At 37.2% G+C, this 17,393-nt stretch carries 17 protein-coding genes; 2 read left to right on the top strand and 15 right to left on the bottom strand.

What is annotated here, in order from left to right; all coding sequences use genetic code 11:
- Positions 1–776 precede the first annotated feature (776 nt).
- The 8 genes from LCM23_RS25790 to LCM23_RS00440 form a co-directional block, all read right to left on the bottom strand.
- Positions 777–902: a hypothetical protein gene (locus LCM23_RS25790; protein ID WP_263624072.1), complete on the bottom strand. Its 126-nt coding sequence runs from the start codon at positions 900–902 to the stop codon at positions 777–779.
- 280 nt (positions 903–1,182) lie between these two features.
- The gene (locus tag LCM23_RS00465; RefSeq protein ID WP_224934545.1) at positions 1,183–1,425 is read right to left on the bottom strand and encodes a hypothetical protein; all 243 of its coding nucleotides are present in this window, start codon (positions 1,423–1,425) and stop codon (positions 1,183–1,185) included.
- Between the two features lie 33 nt (positions 1,426–1,458).
- A complete protein-coding gene (locus LCM23_RS00460; protein ID WP_224934543.1) occupies positions 1,459–2,091 on the bottom strand; it encodes an HNH endonuclease family protein in 633 nt (210 codons plus the stop codon).
- Positions 2,092–2,537: 446 nt separating this feature from the next.
- Positions 2,538–3,029: a GNAT family N-acetyltransferase gene (locus LCM23_RS00455; RefSeq protein WP_224934541.1), complete on the bottom strand. Its 492-nt coding sequence runs from the start codon at positions 3,027–3,029 to the stop codon at positions 2,538–2,540.
- 12 nt (positions 3,030–3,041) lie between these two features.
- Positions 3,042–4,709 (bottom strand): FAD-binding dehydrogenase, encoded by a 1,668-nt coding sequence (locus LCM23_RS00450; protein WP_224934539.1) that lies wholly within the window; start codon positions 4,707–4,709, stop codon positions 3,042–3,044.
- A gap of 34 nt (positions 4,710–4,743) precedes the next feature.
- A complete protein-coding gene (locus LCM23_RS00445) occupies positions 4,744–5,136 on the bottom strand; it encodes a hypothetical protein (protein ID WP_224934537.1) in 393 nt (130 codons plus the stop codon).
- A 322-nt stretch (positions 5,137–5,458) separates the two neighbouring features.
- Positions 5,459–5,593: a hypothetical protein gene (locus LCM23_RS25785; protein WP_263624071.1), complete on the bottom strand. Its 135-nt coding sequence runs from the start codon at positions 5,591–5,593 to the stop codon at positions 5,459–5,461.
- 120 nt (positions 5,594–5,713) lie between these two features.
- Positions 5,714–7,726: a methyl-accepting chemotaxis protein gene (locus LCM23_RS00440; protein ID WP_224934535.1), complete on the bottom strand. Its 2,013-nt coding sequence runs from the start codon at positions 7,724–7,726 to the stop codon at positions 5,714–5,716.
- A gap of 225 nt (positions 7,727–7,951) precedes the next feature.
- Here LCM23_RS00440 and LCM23_RS00435 point away from each other — a divergent pair, with 225 nt between their 5' ends.
- On the top strand, positions 7,952–8,824 hold the full coding sequence (locus LCM23_RS00435; protein ID WP_224934533.1) for a glycoside hydrolase family 73 protein: 873 nt from the start codon (positions 7,952–7,954) through the stop codon (positions 8,822–8,824).
- A gap of 162 nt (positions 8,825–8,986) precedes the next feature.
- Here LCM23_RS00435 and LCM23_RS00430 read toward each other — a convergent pair whose 3' ends face one another.
- The 6 genes from LCM23_RS00430 to LCM23_RS00405 form a co-directional block, all read right to left on the bottom strand.
- A complete protein-coding gene (locus tag LCM23_RS00430; protein ID WP_224934530.1) occupies positions 8,987–10,150 on the bottom strand; it encodes a Ger(x)C family spore germination protein in 1,164 nt (387 codons plus the stop codon).
- Positions 10,147–11,589: a spore germination protein gene (locus LCM23_RS00425; RefSeq protein ID WP_224934528.1), complete on the bottom strand. Its 1,443-nt coding sequence runs from the start codon at positions 11,587–11,589 to the stop codon at positions 10,147–10,149. Before LCM23_RS00425 ends, LCM23_RS00430 begins: the two co-directional genes overlap by 4 nt.
- The gene (locus LCM23_RS00420) at positions 11,567–12,667 is read right to left on the bottom strand and encodes a GerAB/ArcD/ProY family transporter (protein WP_224934526.1); all 1,101 of its coding nucleotides are present in this window, start codon (positions 12,665–12,667) and stop codon (positions 11,567–11,569) included. Before LCM23_RS00420 ends, LCM23_RS00425 begins: the two co-directional genes overlap by 23 nt.
- 563 nt (positions 12,668–13,230) lie before the next feature.
- On the bottom strand, positions 13,231–13,548 hold the full coding sequence (locus LCM23_RS00415) for a hypothetical protein (RefSeq protein ID WP_224934524.1): 318 nt from the start codon (positions 13,546–13,548) through the stop codon (positions 13,231–13,233).
- 300 nt (positions 13,549–13,848) lie between these two features.
- Positions 13,849–14,727 (bottom strand): hypothetical protein, encoded by an 879-nt coding sequence (locus tag LCM23_RS00410; protein WP_224934522.1) that lies wholly within the window; start codon positions 14,725–14,727, stop codon positions 13,849–13,851.
- A gap of 13 nt (positions 14,728–14,740) precedes the next feature.
- A complete protein-coding gene (locus LCM23_RS00405) occupies positions 14,741–15,076 on the bottom strand; it encodes a hypothetical protein (protein WP_224934521.1) in 336 nt (111 codons plus the stop codon).
- Positions 15,077–15,491: 415 nt separating this feature from the next.
- Between LCM23_RS00405 and LCM23_RS00400 the strand changes: the two genes are divergently transcribed.
- Positions 15,492–15,797, top strand: a complete 306-nt coding sequence (locus LCM23_RS00400) for a putative quinol monooxygenase (RefSeq protein ID WP_224934519.1) — start codon at positions 15,492–15,494, stop codon at positions 15,795–15,797.
- A gap of 88 nt (positions 15,798–15,885) precedes the next feature.
- Here the strand turns inward: LCM23_RS00400 and LCM23_RS00395 are convergent, their stop codons facing one another.
- Positions 15,886–17,379: an FAD-dependent monooxygenase gene (locus LCM23_RS00395; RefSeq protein ID WP_224934517.1), complete on the bottom strand. Its 1,494-nt coding sequence runs from the start codon at positions 17,377–17,379 to the stop codon at positions 15,886–15,888.
- Between the last annotated feature and the right edge of the window lie 14 nt (positions 17,380–17,393).

The following is a 17,393-nucleotide window of genomic DNA, read 5'->3' as shown; positions in this document are numbered from 1 at the left end:
TTTTAAACTCGCTACCCTTTGTCCCTTAGATTCTTCCAATAAGCATTCCTTATAAATTGGGTTATTTTTAAATTGTTCTAAGACTCTATGAAAATCTTTCTCCTGCTCGTATTCTATACACTCAACTAATTGCTCACTGTTGTTGGTTATTTTTATCGTATGCATACTCTTTGTTGTTTCCCCCACCTATTCTTATTTATTAATATTTATACTGTATAACTGTATATTTTAATTTCCTCTTTATACAGTAACACATTCAACTTTTACTTGAAATTACATTTATAAGACAATGTTAAGATAACGTTAACAAATCAATCAACTAACTTCCACATGCATATATAATGAATGATTATACAATTCCTGAGAATACTAGGGTGCTATAATAATCCTTTCATCGAAGAGGAACTATTTTTTATTCATTTCCTTTTAGAACATCTACAAAAACACTTCTATAAGCAATAACTATCCTTTTTTTCTGTATAATCCTCCAATCAAAAGGAAAAGTAAGGCGATCAGAATAATCTACTGATTGAATGTCCGTTTATAACCAACCACCTGCAAAAACAATCAATTATTTCTCCTCTCGCATTCTCAGAGGCTACAGTATAGTTATCACTATTGTACCTATGATTGAGTCAAGATTGCCTTCGTTGTACAACACTTAAGCGCTCTCTGTTGTTTCCCAACTATCGACATGAACTTTAGCCATTCCTTGGGCATCTTCTTTTCATTTTACTCTTATGTTTATTTCTGCCATCCTCTAGTAAAAAAACCTATTATCCATGAAGGTAATAGGTTATATCAAACAAATTATTTTCTTCTTCTTCGACAGCTAACTCATAATGAGGAGCCTTCTCCATCACAAGCAATCTCGCCTGTTCATTAGGTATTGGGTAGACCATCATACTAAACTCTTTATTAGTGATATCCAAGGCGGCGAATAACTAACAAAGAGCGCTCATCGTTTCCGGACTTTCTTTACCTTTATTTTCCTCATTCTGAAATCTTTTATTTCTCCCTCATCTATTGAACAAGGATGTCCTTCTATTTCAGTTAGCCTCCAATTAAACATCGACTACTCCTTTTCAAGGTTGATTGAATATAGTCTTGATTTAATTAAAGCTTGAACACCTTAACCCCTACTTCCACACTCAAGAACGCCACATTACATTACATTTATGATTATTGCCTGTTTAATACTGCAATTAACATTCGGTGTATCACATCATGATCCCGAGTGTCATGTAACTGATAGTTTCCCCCTGGAAGTGTGTACCATTCTTCCGCATCTACATAGGTAATCGCAAGAGTGAGGTTACCTTCTTTGTCAGATGTCGTTCGTAATTCAAGATCCCCACTGATGACACCAACCTCACTAGTCATTACACCATGAGTTGCCTTAAACACAGATGAGATTGTATTCATTTAATTGACTCCTTTCATTGGTTGATTGATTGTTTAATAGGAGCAACTATTGAGCATTCCTTGAAGAGCTGTTTTTTCAGAACTCTGCAAATGCAAACCCCAATTGTATTTTGTATTGATCCACATTTTAGCATAAGCACAATTTGCCCCTGCACGAGGTGGTTGCCATGTGGATGGATCTTGGTCACCTTTGGATCGATTTGAGCTGGCTGATACTGCGATGAGCTGTGGTCCATTGAGGTCATTGGCGAAGTCCTCTCTTTTAGCAGTTGACCAACTGCTTGCCCCAGAACGCCATGCTTCTGCGAGTGGAACGACATGGTCAACATCTAATTGTGAAGGGTCATTGAAAGTGATGCCATCATAATAGCTATACCATTTACCTGAAGTTACTGGACAATTACCACTATAATTGTCGGCATCACGCTTTAGGATCACTTGTCTTGTATCACAACCATCCCCTTGACTAATCCAGTGAGGGAATTTTTCTCGACTATAGCCACTCATTGATTCTTCATTTTGTACATTTAATGAATTAAGTTGGGCTTCGGTAGTAGATTTGGATGGCAAATCTGGAGGCAAAGCAGAAGCTGATAATAAATCATACTGAAAAACAAGCAATGATAAAACAAACGACAAAGAGAACAGCAACGACTTTTTCAACATAGAATTCCTCCTCATTATAATGGCTGTCTATATCAACACTCTAATAAGAGCTGCTAATACCAATCTTGGATAGGACTTTCTATGAGTTTCAGCAAGCATTAAATCACTTTGAAATAAGTTATGTATCTACTTATTAATGGTATATCATAATTAACATAGATTGAAGTTACAATATTATTAATATTTTGTTAATTAAACTTTTAGAAAGAGGTGATTTTCCGGAAAATAACAACATACTTGAGTTAAATTTTTTTGCTATTGGTATTACTCCTTCTATGTGTATCGCTCTCGGATTCTCTTTATCTGAATGCTCCCTTGAAAGTTGTTAATTTTCGTTTTCACGCCGCTCTCAGGTTCGCTTTCTCCTTTGAGAACATTGATTCCTCTTTGTCCAATGCCCTCACTCCTATTTCTCCACAAACATGTGCCGTAATCTTCCCTCTCATCTAGTAACTTGTATCCAACTTCCGATCCCACTGATAGTAAATAAAACTTCCCTCTACTCCTTGCATGCCAAAGTCATTTCTTTCTAATACTTTTTGAGAGGAAATATTATCTTTCGTTGTTTTGGCCAAGAGGTGATTGATTTCCTTATTTTGCTGGAGAAGAATTTGCAGTGCATGAGTCGCTATCCCTTTCCCCGTGTATGCCTCACCTATGCGATAGCCAAGATAACCCTTTTTCTCTCGCCAGTCTATATCTACAATATTTATTCTACCGACAATTTCATCTGTTTCATTTTTAATAAGATAGAATAAAGATTTATTTTCAGCTTGCTCCTCTAATAATCCTATTAAGACTTGTAGAAACTGCTCATATATCTCATAACTTACAGGTCTAGGTGGAACACTTTTCTCAAAAAATTGTTTATTCACTTTTTCAAATTTGAACAGTTCTTTTGCGTCATCATTAGAAAGTCTTGTCAGTCTATAAGTCATCGTATAAGCTCCTCATATCGTTTCTTTATCTAATGCTGCAACGATTGCTTGGCCAGCCACTTTTCCTGTAAAAAGACAGCCACCAACAAACGTTCCCTCTAATGAGCGATAGCCATGCACTCCACCGCCACCAAAGCCGGCTACTTCTCCTGCTGCATATAAGCCAGGAACAGGAGAGCCCTTTTCATTTAACACCCTTGCTGATAAATCGGTTTGCAGACCACCTAGTGTTTTTCTACTTAGGAGATTTAAACGAACGGCAATGAGTGGCCCGTTTTTTGGATCAAGAATTTTATGAGGCTTAGCCACTCGTATTAACTTGTCCCCCAGATAGTTTCTTGCTCCTCTAATAGCTGTCACTTGCAAATCTTTTGTAAAAGTATGATCAATCTCACGGTCTCTTGCTTGAATTTGTCTCTCAATTTCATCCACCCGCAACAAATCATTGCCAGAAAGTTTATTCATTGCAGTGACAAGATCACCTAGTTGTCTAGCAATAACAAAATCTTCCCCTTTATCCATAAATGCTTTTACAGGCGTTGGTACACTTTTTAATGCTCTGCCAATCACTTTACTAATGCTTTTACCCGTTAAATCTGGATTTTGTTCAGAACCAGATAAGGCAAACTCTTTTTCAATTATTTTATGAGAAAGAATAAACCAAGAATAGTCATAGCCTGTTTTTTTAATTGCCTCAAGTGTACTAAGTGTATCAAAACCTGGATAGTTAGGTGCTTGAAATCGTTTTCCATTTGCATCAAGCCAAATAGATGATGGTCCAGGAAGAATACGAATCCCATGGTTCTCCCATACAGGCTGCCAATTCTTAATTCCCTCTGTGTAATGCCACATGCGGTCACGGTTCACAATCCTTCCGCCTGCTGCCTCTGTAACCGAAAGCATCCTTCCATCCACATGTGCCGGAACTCCAGAAATCATCTGTTTAGGTGGCTCTCCAAGTCTACTTGGCCAATTTTTACGAATCAGCTCCATATTTGCACCGATTCCGCCACTAGCGACTAAGACGATTTTTGTATCATAGTTAAAGCGACCAACTACTTCTCTATTACTTCCTTCCCCACGTTTCGCTTGGCTAGCCTTTAATACGGAACCACTTACTCCAACAACCATACTACCGTCTGTTATTAATTGCTCCACACGGTGACGCGGTTGATATTGGACCAAGCCTTTTTTCATATGTTCTCGTACTCGGCGTTCAAATGGCTCAACAATGCCTGGACCTGTTCCCCAGACAATATGAAAGCGTGGTACTGAGTTACCAGGGCCATCAGCTAACTGTCCCCCTCTCTCTGCCCAACCGACTACTGGAAAAAAACGAACCCCCATCTTGTGTAACCATGCCCGCTTTTCTCCCGCTGCAAATTCAACATAAGCTTTAGCCCATTGCAACCCCCAATAGTCCTCATCTTCTATCCGATCAAAACCAGCTGTCCCCTGCCAATCCTGCCATGCTAACTCCTTTGAATCCTGTATTCCCATTCGACGCTGTTCAGGGGAATTGACTAAAAACAGTCCTCCAAATGACCACCATGCTTGGCCACCTAAGGATGCTTCTGGCTCTTGGTCTAAAAGTAATACCCGCTTCCCACCATCCGCCATTTCTGCCGTTGCCACCAAACCTGCTAATCCTGCGCCAACCACAATCACATCGTAATCCATTGACCTTTCCTCCATTCATCCATTTATTTAGTTATCATGACTGTTTATTGTTTGTAGGGCGGGTTAACATACTTTTTTGTTTCACTTCATTTAAATCTATCTCGGGATACGCTCTTTCTATTAATCTATATGTTTCTATTAATAGTTTTTCGAGTTCTTGTAGATCTTTCATAGTTAATTGCCCTATATGAACTTTCTCTAACCTCTCTAGAAAATTTGATGGTTTAACCTTTAATGCGTTGACAGATTTCCTTAACCATTTAAAACCAGGGTGTTGTATGAACTCTTTATTCAATGCAAATAATAATATTAAAATATTCTTTTCAACTGAAAAAAGAACTTGTAGTAACAAATACCAATCATTTCGCTCTAGTAATCCATATCTACTATGCCAGCTATTTGTTACTTCTTTATACTTTTTAATCAAATTTATTGTGAGTTCTGTTGGATATATATCTATCCATTTGTCTTCTTAAACCTTTAAATATGTCTTTACCAACGAGTGGTATACCACTTTGTAGGCTGGCAAGTAATACTTGTTTTTCAATATCTGCTTTTAGCTTGATTAGAAGGTCATCGATGATCCGCTGAAAAGTTCTCGTGCGAAAATTACTTATTTCATATTTTACGTTAGAGACTATATACGATTCGGACCATTCTTCACCTTCAAATGGATAAAAGTCGAGAATTTTACCCCCTCTTTCCTTTATTGGGTAAAGTCGTTCATCCTCCGTAGGGTCTTTATTCCATTAAACATTGATTTCAATATCTGAATACTCGTCTTCCCAACCACGGGAAACAGATCCAGAAATATATACTATATCAACATTAGTATTACTTCGATAATATTCAGTTACTTTCTTAGCCTCATCGATTAAAATCATGCATACCAACCTTTTACATATGTTAAATAATGAACCTTAAAATACTACACCATATACCAACCCCTAACATTCGTTAAAAAAAGAAAAAAATCCTGCTTTCACAGGATTTCTTCGTCTATGTTAAAGTTTAAAGCGACCAATTAATGATTGAACCTTTGTCGCTAAGTTATTTAAGTGTTGTGCACTTTCCGTCACATTTTCCATCGAACCGCTTACTTCTTCTGCCGATGCAGATGTTTCTTCAATGCCTGCTGCTGATTCTTCTGTCACAGAGGCAATCTCTTCAATTGTACCGTTCATTTCTTGACTATTTGCTGTAATATCGTTAAGATTTTCTGCAATTTGAGCAATACTTTCTCCCATTTCTTGCAGTGATAGGCGGATATCATCAAATGTTTGATTGGTTTCATCCATTTGCTCTTTTCCTTTTTCAACCTCTGTATATCCCGTCTGCAAGGAAACAACGACTTCTTTTGAATCAGATTGGATGGTCATGACAATAGATGTGATATCTTGGACAGATGCTGCCACCTGTTCTGCTAGTTTACGAACTTCTTCTGCAACAACGGCAAACCCACGACCATGTTCTCCCGCTCTCGCTGCTTCAATAGCAGCATTTAATGCAAGTAAATTCGTTTGCTCAGCTACTTCTTTTATCACAGCAACCAACTTTGTGATATCTTGTGTTTGCTGATCCAATGTTTTCATTTTTGCTGTTGTTTGGCTGACAATGTCATGAATTGTCTCCATTTGTTTCGTTGATTGTTGCATATTTAACGTGCCTTTTTCCGTCATAACAAAAACATCTTTTGTCTTTTCTTGAATCCATTCACCATTCGCATTGGTCTCATCAATCTTTACAACAAAATCATTCATAAAGGAAGAAATGTCACTCGCACTTTTCGCTTGTGCTTCTGAACCATACGCAAGCTCCTCCATTGTTGTAGCAATCTGTGAAGTACCTGCTTTTACTTCTTCAGAAATTAATTTCAATTCCTCACTTTTGGCTGTTACTGTGTGAGATACATCTTGAACATCAACGAGAAGCGTTTTTATTTGTTGATTCATCTCATTCGTTGCTATTACAAGGTGACCAATCTCATTTTTATGTTTAATAGGAAGTGGTTCATGAGTAAAATCTCCATCTGCCATACTTTTCATTCTGCCTACTACATCATGCATCGGCTTTGTTAAAGCTCGGGTAATGAAGTACGAAGTAACAATTGCTAACAATAAAACCACACCAATAGTAATTAAATTAGGTAATACGATTGCTTCCCCTTGTTTTTCTAAATCCCTCGTTTTGACTATACCGCCTATAGTCCATCCGGTTGTAGGATTCTCAATATAATGAACAATTTCCTCCTCTAACTCAATACTTCCAAGTGATTGTTCATTAGACTCTGCGGACAAATCTAATGAAGCGGCTTGTCCAATAAGTGCTGAATCAGGATGAGCAACATATTTACCAAAAGGATCGACAATCATGCCATATCCTGTGTCACCTACGTCCATTTTATTGACCATCTCAATTAATGTGTCAACAAGTACATCAGCCCCAACAACACCTACTAATTGATCATTTTGGTAAACGGCTTCAGAAATCGTTATAATCGTTTCCCCTGTACTACCATCTTTGTATGGTGCTGTCCATACGGGATCACCTTTTGCATTAACTGCCTCCTTATACCAATCTCTTTGCTTTGCAAGGAAATCATTCCCTAAATCAGCTTCAGGATAAATCACCACTTCACCCGTACTCTCACTAGCTGAATAAAGGTTGATAACAGAGTCTGTTGTTTCTTGTGTTTCGCGGAAATAGGCTAATACCTCGTCATTGTCACCTTCTGAGGGAATGATGTCCTCATTCATCGTCATTCGAGTCATGATTTGATGTTTCTGAGTAAAGAACATCTCAAAAGTATCATTTAAACTCGTTAATTGTTCTTCTACTTTTTGGTTGAGGATCGTTGTCGTATTTTTAATACTAAAATAATAACTAACATAACTTACCGTCATGACTGCAATGATAATTAGCGCTAAGAACGGCAGCAATATTTGAAATTGAATAGTGGATGTTAAGCGGTTTAGGAATGAGTTTTCCTTCCCCTTTCGATCGAATAACTTGCCCATAAATATTCCCCTTTTTATCTAAAATGCGTGATTAATGACCTATCAAAAATAAATAACCACATCTTTTGTCCTGTTATTTTTATCGGCAGACTAGGATAACCTTTCATGTTTATCTATAATGGCAGAAAATTTAGTTTATTACTCTTATAAAGAGGTGTCACTGGAAGAATGAACATGATTCAAGTTATATTAGTAGAAAGTAATATGGAATAAGGGGACATTCGAATGAAAAAGAGCAAGTGGATTTTATTTACACTCGTTTTGTTTATAGTGGGCATCTACTTTATCGCTATGAATAAAGAAAAAAGTATCTCCATTGACCAAACAGGACAAGTTCAAGCAGTTGTTGACGAAACGAGTCGTGGGAAGGCTCAAGTTGATTGGCGCTATGTTTCAGCTATGGCAGAAGTGAAGTATGGCATTGAAGAAATAAGTAATGAGGAAATAAAACAACTGACAAATCAATTTATTACCGAAGAAAATGATGATTTTAAAATAAAAGAGATTGATAGAGTTTTAACCGAAAATGAGTACAGCCAAGAAGAAAAAGAAGAAGTGAAAAATTACTATAATCAATTAACAGATCAAATTGAAGCAGCAGACAATAATAACCTAAAAAAAATGCAACGAAACTTTATCAATGATATTGAAGCAATTGCAATAGAAAACTATGAAACCTATCGTATCCTGCCATCAATTACGATTGCTCAAGCCATACTTGAATCCGATTGGGGTAGATCAACCCTCTCATCCGAATATAATAACTACTTTGGCATCAAGAGCCATAATTGGGACGGAGAATCAGTAAACCTAGAGACGAAAGAGTACTATGATGAAACAATTGAGGATGCTTTTAGGGTATATGATCAAATGGAGGATTCCGTAAAAGATCACGGAGAGTTCTTAGCCACTCACGATCGCTACAAAAAAAATGGGCTATTCAATGGCACAACTTATATGGAGCAAGCAGTAGCATTACAAGACGCTGGATACAGTACAATTGAAAATGAACAAGGCGAAAAAATCTATAGTGACCAATTGGCACAGATTATTCAGCAACACCAATTGCAATTGATTGACAGTAAAGTATATCAATAAAATCCATTGAAAAAATGGATGGGCGAAAACTACAAATTCGTAAACTAAACAATCTATATTAGGTGTACGAATAAATATTGAAAAAACTCCCTTATAAGTAGCATTTTTACGATCCCTGTCTACTTATAGGGGAGCCAATCTACTTAAGTTTTAATCAGGTTCTTAGTCTGTCTTCCCTCTTTCTTTTACTTCTTCAAACCGTTTGTTTTTAAATGCACTTGCATGTTGAATTGTTACATCAGCATTTACTGCTACTTCACTTTTTTCTAAGTAAATCTCTTTGTCCTTTTCCCAACTTTCAAAGTCATTACGATAGAGAATATGCCCAAGGTCAAGAATGTCCACACCTTCCTCTACCCCTAATTGGAAAAGATCTTTAATTTCTTTCGTAAAATTTTTCTTTGTTTCCGCAAGTAATTTGTTATATTTTTGGTCATTCACTTTATTCCCTATACTCGCTTTCACATCCAGTTGAACTTCAAATTGATATTTCCCCCCCTCACTACCCAGCAACTTTTTCTTCGTTTTAATATTATCAATAATAATAATCGTATCCTGATTCTCACCATCTGGGACTTTTAATGAAGCTCTTTTTGTACCTGCTGACGTCCACCTAATTCCTTTGATTGCATCTAAACTAAAAAAACCTTTATAGTTCATTTCTTTTAAGAAAAAAGCTCCATTATAAGTCAACTTAGGTTCCTTCTTTTGATTATTCTCCCACTGATTTTCAGTAATCGTAATGCCTGGTAAAAATGTTGTCTTTCCGGGTTCAAATAACTCTCTAAAAAATTGATACAGCTTGATTGGTCTAATCATTGTACTTTGTTTACTTGATCTATCTGGATGGTGTAGTAATGTTTCAAGAGACGATTGTTTAAATAACCCTAGAGTTGACAGCACTTTATCAAGTGGATCCTTTGTAGCAAAAATCCACGGTGTGAGCCGGTACTCATAATACCTCGTTAATTCATCTAATACATGATTTAATCCTCGCTTTAAAATAGATTCACTAACAACAATCGTGGAGATATGAGAGAAAATAATGACTTCCTGTTCCGATTTATATAGTTCAAAATACGCATCTAATAACGTTTTACCTGAAGAAGTAGATACATATGTTTGCGCTTGACTTTTTTCTCCCTCAGTTTTTGCAACAGAATCGAGACCAACCAATTGAACATATAATTGGTATTTCCCATCTTTAAAATCCACACCCAAGGCTGTCGCAAAATTAAGGTTCTGGATTTCTTTCATGTCAGACTCACATGCTACACATGTTAAGAGGAGAACGAAACATAGTATGAAGTTTACGACTCTTTTCATTTTCTATTTCTCCTTATGTTTACAATGCCACTCACTTTTTTATTTATGCGAATTGGATCCACCAAAAATGCAAATCGAAACTCGCTTAAATTCAAAGAAGTCACCGGCTCCAAATAAGCCACTTTGAATGACTCGAGTCTTGCTAAGTAAATCACTATACTAATTAGGCTAAGAGCAAAACCGTAAACACCTAAAAAGGTAGAAAACAACATCGTATATATCCTTAAAATGGTCACTGTGCCGGTAAGAGATTGATTTACTAGTGTAAAAGTAGCGACAGCCGCGACAGCGAAAACAACTAGCAGTGTGGGAGAAGCAAGTCCCGCTCTTATTGCAGCATCTCCAATGATAATACCTCCTACAATTGATATGGTTTGTCCTAATGCAGTCGGCATCCGTACACCTGCTTCTCTTAACAGTTCAAATAACATTAGAATTAAAAAGGACTCTAACGGTAATGAAAATGGCAGACCATGCCGGGAAATAACAATCGTTGCTATTAAAGGATAGGGCAATTGATCAATATTGATATTAGATATAGCAAGGAAAAAGGAGGGAACAAAAATAGCTATAAATAAACAAACCACTCTTAGTAACCTTTGGAAAGCTACGATATAATATGGAAAATGAATATCTTCAGGAGATTTAAGCATTCCAAATAAATTCATCGGTCCAATAAGCACAGTCGGTGATCCTTCGACAATGATAACTAATCGCCCTCTTAACAAACATTCTGAGGCAAAGTCTGGCCTGGTGGTGTATTCTAATAGTGGAAAGACAGAAAATGTTTTATCTGAAATCCATTGTTCCAATTGGCCAGCGCTAATGAGACTTTCCACATCTACGTTTTCTATCCTTCTCCTCACTTCTTCTATTATATTTTTCTTTGCTTTCCCCTCTAAATAGACCAACACAGTTTTTGTTTCTGTTTCTCTCCCAATTTGAAAGACTTCACTCTTTAACTTTTCCGTTCTGATTCTCTTTCTAATAAGAGCCAAGTTCGTATGGAGTTCTTCTGTAAATCCGTCTCTTGCCCCCTTTAACGATACTTCTGTTTGTGAATCCTCTGGTGTTCGATGAGGAATTTGAGCGATATCAATGGCAACATAATTTCTTCTTCCATATACATAGAAGATGACATATCCTGTTAATAAATGATTCACCATATCCTTTGTTTGATGAATCTTCATAAATGTAGGCCATTGCGATAAGACTTCTTTTGAGCGATATCCATCATTCAAATAGGTCACAATCGCATGTACATATCGATTATATTGTTCTCTACTAATCATTCCATCAACAAATAAAGTGAGTACATTTTGATTTGTAATTAAGTGAATATCTGATGCTTGATTAAAAAATGCCTCTAAATTCTTCTTTTCCAGCTTTCCGGCATCTAAGAGTTTATCTAATTGTTTATATCGACTTTCCACGGTCATACTCTTTTTCACCCTTTCGGCTAGGAAGATAGCTAACGAACAATAAAATAAGGGTCATAAACACCCCAAAAGATAGGGCAACCTTGTAAAAATAATGTTTAATAATATGAAAAACAATGATATCGCTCGTCTGTAAGGAAACGATGCCATATAAGATAAGGGCTGTTAAAGTGATAAGAATAACCTTCCACCACTTTTTTTGAATATGAATTATTTCCGGAATAAGAAATAAACAAAGTGAGACTCTGATGGTTACACCACTTAATAATTGAAACACCGCTAAAGCATCCACATGGGATATTAAATCCCCAATTGAAACCAGTCTCCATTGTTCAAATGCAGGAAACCGCATATTAGCAGCCATACTTGGACCAAATGATGTTAATGAACCAATGGTTGGTCCCATAATAAGTATCGTTAATACAGTTAATAACAACATTAAATACCAGTATGGTATCTTCTTTTCAAAATAGTGATGAATGATAAAGAAGATAAGTAAATCCACACTCCCACCTAGCACGATGATTACACCTTCAATAACAGAAGCGTCTTTATCAGCAAATAACGGCAATAAGTATGAATAATCTTTTTCCTCTAAAGTCGCAATCGCGACAAACATACCTAAGCCCCATACAAAAGGCAAGAGAATGGTCGAAGTATAGATGATCGTTTTGATTCCTGAACTCGCTGCCCACACACATAACAAAATGAAGGGTAAAGCGACAATCCATATAGGTGTAAATGGCAAGAAAAAAATATGCACTGATTGGATTAAATCAAAAAATGAAACAAGACCAGCAACACTAAAATACAAGAGAAACAAACTCATAATACTATAAGCAACAAAATTACCTACTCTCTTTTTCAACCATATAAAGGTATGTTCGCCTTCCTTGTTTTTAGATAAAATAAGCTGATACAGAAATATCCAAACAAACATAATACCGTAGGCGATTAATACGCTTAACCAAGCATCTCGTTTAGCCCAACCCAACAAATGGGGTAAAATGAGCACATGATTAGATATGCCTATAAATAAAATAATGACAAAAGCAAGTTGAAGGCGAGAAAACTTCATTGATTCACCCTCTCTATCTTCCATAAGATATTGGTATTATTTGTTTAATCGGCTAGCTTATTCCTATTAACTTAAATTAATATTTAGTTGGAAGTTACCTGTTTTTTTGGGGGTTTAATTGTTTATTCACAAAAATACTGGAGTTAAATTGCAGAGTAGGGGTCGAAACAGAAGGCTAAATGCAGCAATAAATGAAATTACTTATGTGGCCGAAGGAAGTGATTTTTGAATCAGGACACGCGCAAACTACATTTGCAACGCTTTCGTTTCTGTTTTCGGATTTGTGTATGACTCGCTATTTCCTCTTGCTTCGCTCTCATTTTGGTTTACTTATTTGAGTGAATCGCTATCACCTTTTACTGCGCTCTCGTTTCGGTTTGCTCATCTGAGTGACTCGCTATTTCCTTTTCCTGCGCTCTCATTTCAGTTTGCTCTTCTGAGTGACCCGCTATCGCCTTTTGCTTCCCTCTCATTTTGCTTTGCTCATCTGAGTGACTCGCTCTCCCCTTTTGCTTCCCTCTCGTTTTGGTTTGCTCTTCTGAGTGACTCGCTATCGCCTTTTACTACGCTCTCGTTTCGGTTTGCTCATCTGAGTGACTCGCTCTCCCCTTTTGCTTCCCTCTCGTTTCGGTTTGCTCATCTGAGTGACTCGCTCTCCCCTTTTGCTTCCCTCTCATTTTGCTTTGCCCATCTGAGTGACTCGCTATCGCCTTTTGCTTCCCTCTCGTTTTGGTTTGCTCATCTGAGTGACTCGCTCTTCCCTTTTGCTGCGCTCTCATTTTGCTTTGCTCATCTGAGTGACTCGCTCTTCCCTTTTGCTGCGCTCTCATTTTGCTTTGCTCATCTGAGTGACTCGCTATCGCCTTTTGCTTCGCTCTCATTTTGCTTTGCTCATCTGAGTGACTCGCTCTCCTCTTTTGCTTCGCTCTCGTTTGAATTTTTTCTTCTGAGTGACATGCAACTTTCTTCTACTCGCCTTTCAATCTCTTTCTTCATTTTGAATAATGCGTATGCGTATATCTTAAATACCCATCTCTAACTTGTGTGAACAAATGATAAGAACGACTTACTATCTGTTAAATTCTTCAAATATTACTAATTTATCGCCACCTCTAAACAAATAAAAAACCGTAACAGAAACGTTTAATCAGTTTCTTGTTACGGTTATATTTCCTCTCTAACTAGTTCCTTTTCTTCATATACAAACCGACAACGATAAAAACGACAACAACAACTAATCCGATAAACAACCAATTGGCATAATGATTACCTTTCTCTTCTTCCACTACTTCAGCTGTTTCTTTCTTACTCTCTTCATCAATAGAAGATGTTTCTTCCTCCACTACTTGTTCTTGTACAGGCGGGTCTTCAGATATAGATAAGAACTGGGCCACCTCTTCACCGTTATCATGAGGGTCTTCCATTAATAATGAAGTTGTCACATACATTCCTTCCCAAACAGTAGGATCAACAGATGGTGCATCTACATATGGATGAGCAGCAAGTATGATTGTTTCATCACCTATTTGAATATGATATTGGTGAGTATCTTTCCCATCAACACTTATCTCTTTTTGTTCGACAGCTTCAACTTGACCAACTGGCCCTTCTGTAAAGCCAGCCTCCTCTATTAACGAACTTCCATGTTCACTAATAAACATAGCAAATGCTTCTCTTGTTAAGCTCTCAGAACCATTTTCAATTGCCAGTTCACCTGCAAAAAAAGCTTCATTTACATCAGCAAATGTCGCGTTCCCCTTGAGTGAAGAGATCCATCCTTTTTCCACTACTTGTTGGACCGTATTTTCCCCTTCAAGGTGGTAATATGCTGCGACAAACTCGGCCAATTCTTCCATCGCCAAACTGTCATTTGGTCTGAAAGTGGCAGTTTCGTCTTGGCTATTCGTCATCCCTAAAGCGGTAATAAACAATATCTCACCTTTTGCCTCTGTATAATTTAAATCATTATAAGCATTATCAGCATTCATCACATGTGCATGAGCTTGTGACGTTATCAGTATAAATAACACCGCACATATACTGACGATTTTCTTCCACATCTCTTTTCTCTCCTTATTTGGTTTGTAATTGTAGATAACCATCTTTTTGTGTAAGATATGGTTGTTCCACGCCATCTAAGTTTTTTAAAGTTTCATAGGATAAGGTAAATGGAATCAATTCTTCCAATAACTCTTTCGGTAAGAAAAATCCATTATAAAAACCTTCTTCTAATATCAAGCTTGCTGATTGCCCATCCTTATTCTGTAAGACTTGCCCGATTAAAATGACATGTCCCTCTGGACGCTCATACACCATATACACATGATCCGCCCGAAAATAATAGGATAAGTCACTTTCAGTATTTAACCATTCTCCCGACAATCGGTACGTACCATCAGGTTGAGCCACTACCCAATGAGTCAACTCCTCATTAATTCGCTTATTATCGCGCTCAATACCGGCAATAATATGATCCTCTATTTCAGCCGTCCAATCGATATCTAGATAGTTAGCGATCTGTTATTAGGTCATATTAGTCTTGCTGTATTAATGATTATCGCTGGATGCAGCTTAAAGTGATTTTAAATTAGTGAATAAACCTGATACTGAAACTCTTTATCATAATCAAGGATTCAAGTTCCTCTTTTTACACTTGATCTGTTTCATTTTCTGAAAGAATACCCCATTTGCTCCTATTCTTTTTTACCTACATAAACCTCAGGAATTGCCAAAGATCAACACAAATATATTTCCAATCTTTTCAAGGGTTTTGTTTTATGAAGGCAGAACTATATGAAGTATGAGACGATTAGGAGGGATATACATGAACCAGTATAGTCAATTTACGAAATTTATGACAAAAGATAACCAAGGTGAGGTATTAGTTGATCTTCTATTACAAGCATCTGAAGAAATGGAACGCCATCAGCCTTGTCAAATTTATCTTATCAATACGGCAAAAAAAGAGGAAAATATCGTTTATGTATATGAAGTGTGGTCAAGTAAAGGGGCCCATGAAGAGTCACTTACACTAGAATTTTTTCAAAACCTAATTAAGCGAGCGAAGCCAATTATTGTAAATATCGAAGTGGTCAGCACTTTTGAATTTGTTGCTGGAAAAGGGGTCTAACAATGATTTAATAAAATTACTATAGCCCCTCACCTTCTAGAAGCGTTAGGGGCTATACTATTTTCAATAAAACCTTTACCACGAGGAATCAGATTCTCACATGCCATTTTTTAACGTATGCGTTGATTGCATCCACTCCCTCTTCACAAGCTACTGCCACATGACCATCAGGTCGAATCAGAAGGACTGTCCCCTCTTTTATACCGGCTTTTTCCACAATCTTTGAATATGGAAAAGAAGTAATAGGTATATCAACAGACTTTGTGTTAAATATTACATCTCCATATACATGTATTTGCCAGTTAAAAGACTGTAACAGATCATAGTTAGTACCAGTAGCAAATGCCACCCATGGTAGGCGATCCCCAGCAGCTACTTTTCCAACTTTACCAGTTGAGAGCATAGAATCACGATAATGAATCCGTATTTGTGAAACCACTTTGAATAACATCTTTCTAACAGCAGCAAACCTTGTCAATTTAGGAATGAGCGTAGGTAGCACAATACTTCGAATCATCTGATTCCCCCTGCCTTTACCGACCATGATGGAGAATAAGCGGTCAGTGGTTGAGACTAATGTTTTTGCAAAAGCCATTCTCTCCTCTTCATACGAGTCAAGAACACGCGAATCCATTCTTCCATCGATGACAGCACCCAATTTCCAGGAAAGATTGATCGCATCACCAATACCTGTGTTCATCCCCTGTCCACCTGCGGGGCTATGAACATGACCGGCATCACCAGCAATAAATATCCGCCCTTTACGAAAATGCTCACTCATACGATGATGGACTTTGTAAGTGGAAAACCAGTTTACTTTTGTTATCACTAGAGATAACTTTTCTTGTAAATACGGAGCTATATCGGAAAATTGTAATCCGTCCTTCTCTTTCAATAGTTCTGGGACAATACCAATCAAACGAAATGAACCGGTTGTACGAATAGGAAAAATAATACAAAATCCTCCGTCAAATAATCGCATCTGAAAACCATTTGTTTCATTTGATTCACAATAGACATCTGCCACATAAAAGAGTTGATCATAGGAACCTCCAATAAAATCAAAACCTAAAGCCTTTCGCACTGTGCTATGCGCACCATCACAACCGCAAACATATTGAAACACTTCATTTGACTTCTGTCCTTCCTTATTTAGAAGAGTACTTACCTCATTTTTACCTTCCGTGAAAGATTCTAGTTTTGTTTGCCATGCTACTTCCACACCATTTTCAGCAAGTAACTCAATGAGTATCTTTTCATGTTCATCTTGCGGCAAGCTTAAAATATATGGAAAGGGACTTTGCCCTTCCCCCATATTTTCCACATTCAATTTTGCTTTCCGTTTAACACTTTTAAAGAATTGTAAATGTTTCATTTTCATTCCTTTATCAATAACATTCTCAGCAATACCTAATTGTTCGTAAAATTCAAGAATCCTTGCCTGAACGACCATTGCTCTCGATTCCTCACCAGGTCCCTTATTTTTATCGATAATCTTACATGGAATGTTTTGTTTAGTCAGGCCTAATGCTAAAGATAACCCCGTCGGACCTGCGCCTACAATTAACACTTGATTGTTCAAAGTACTCCCTCACC

It is taken from the genome of Cytobacillus kochii, from assembly GCF_020171845.1.
GTDB lineage: Bacteria > Bacillota > Bacilli > Bacillales > Cytobacillaceae > Cytobacillus > Cytobacillus kochii.
The sequence above is the reverse complement of the archived record's forward strand: the minus strand, read 5'-3'. Positions and strand labels throughout refer to the sequence as shown.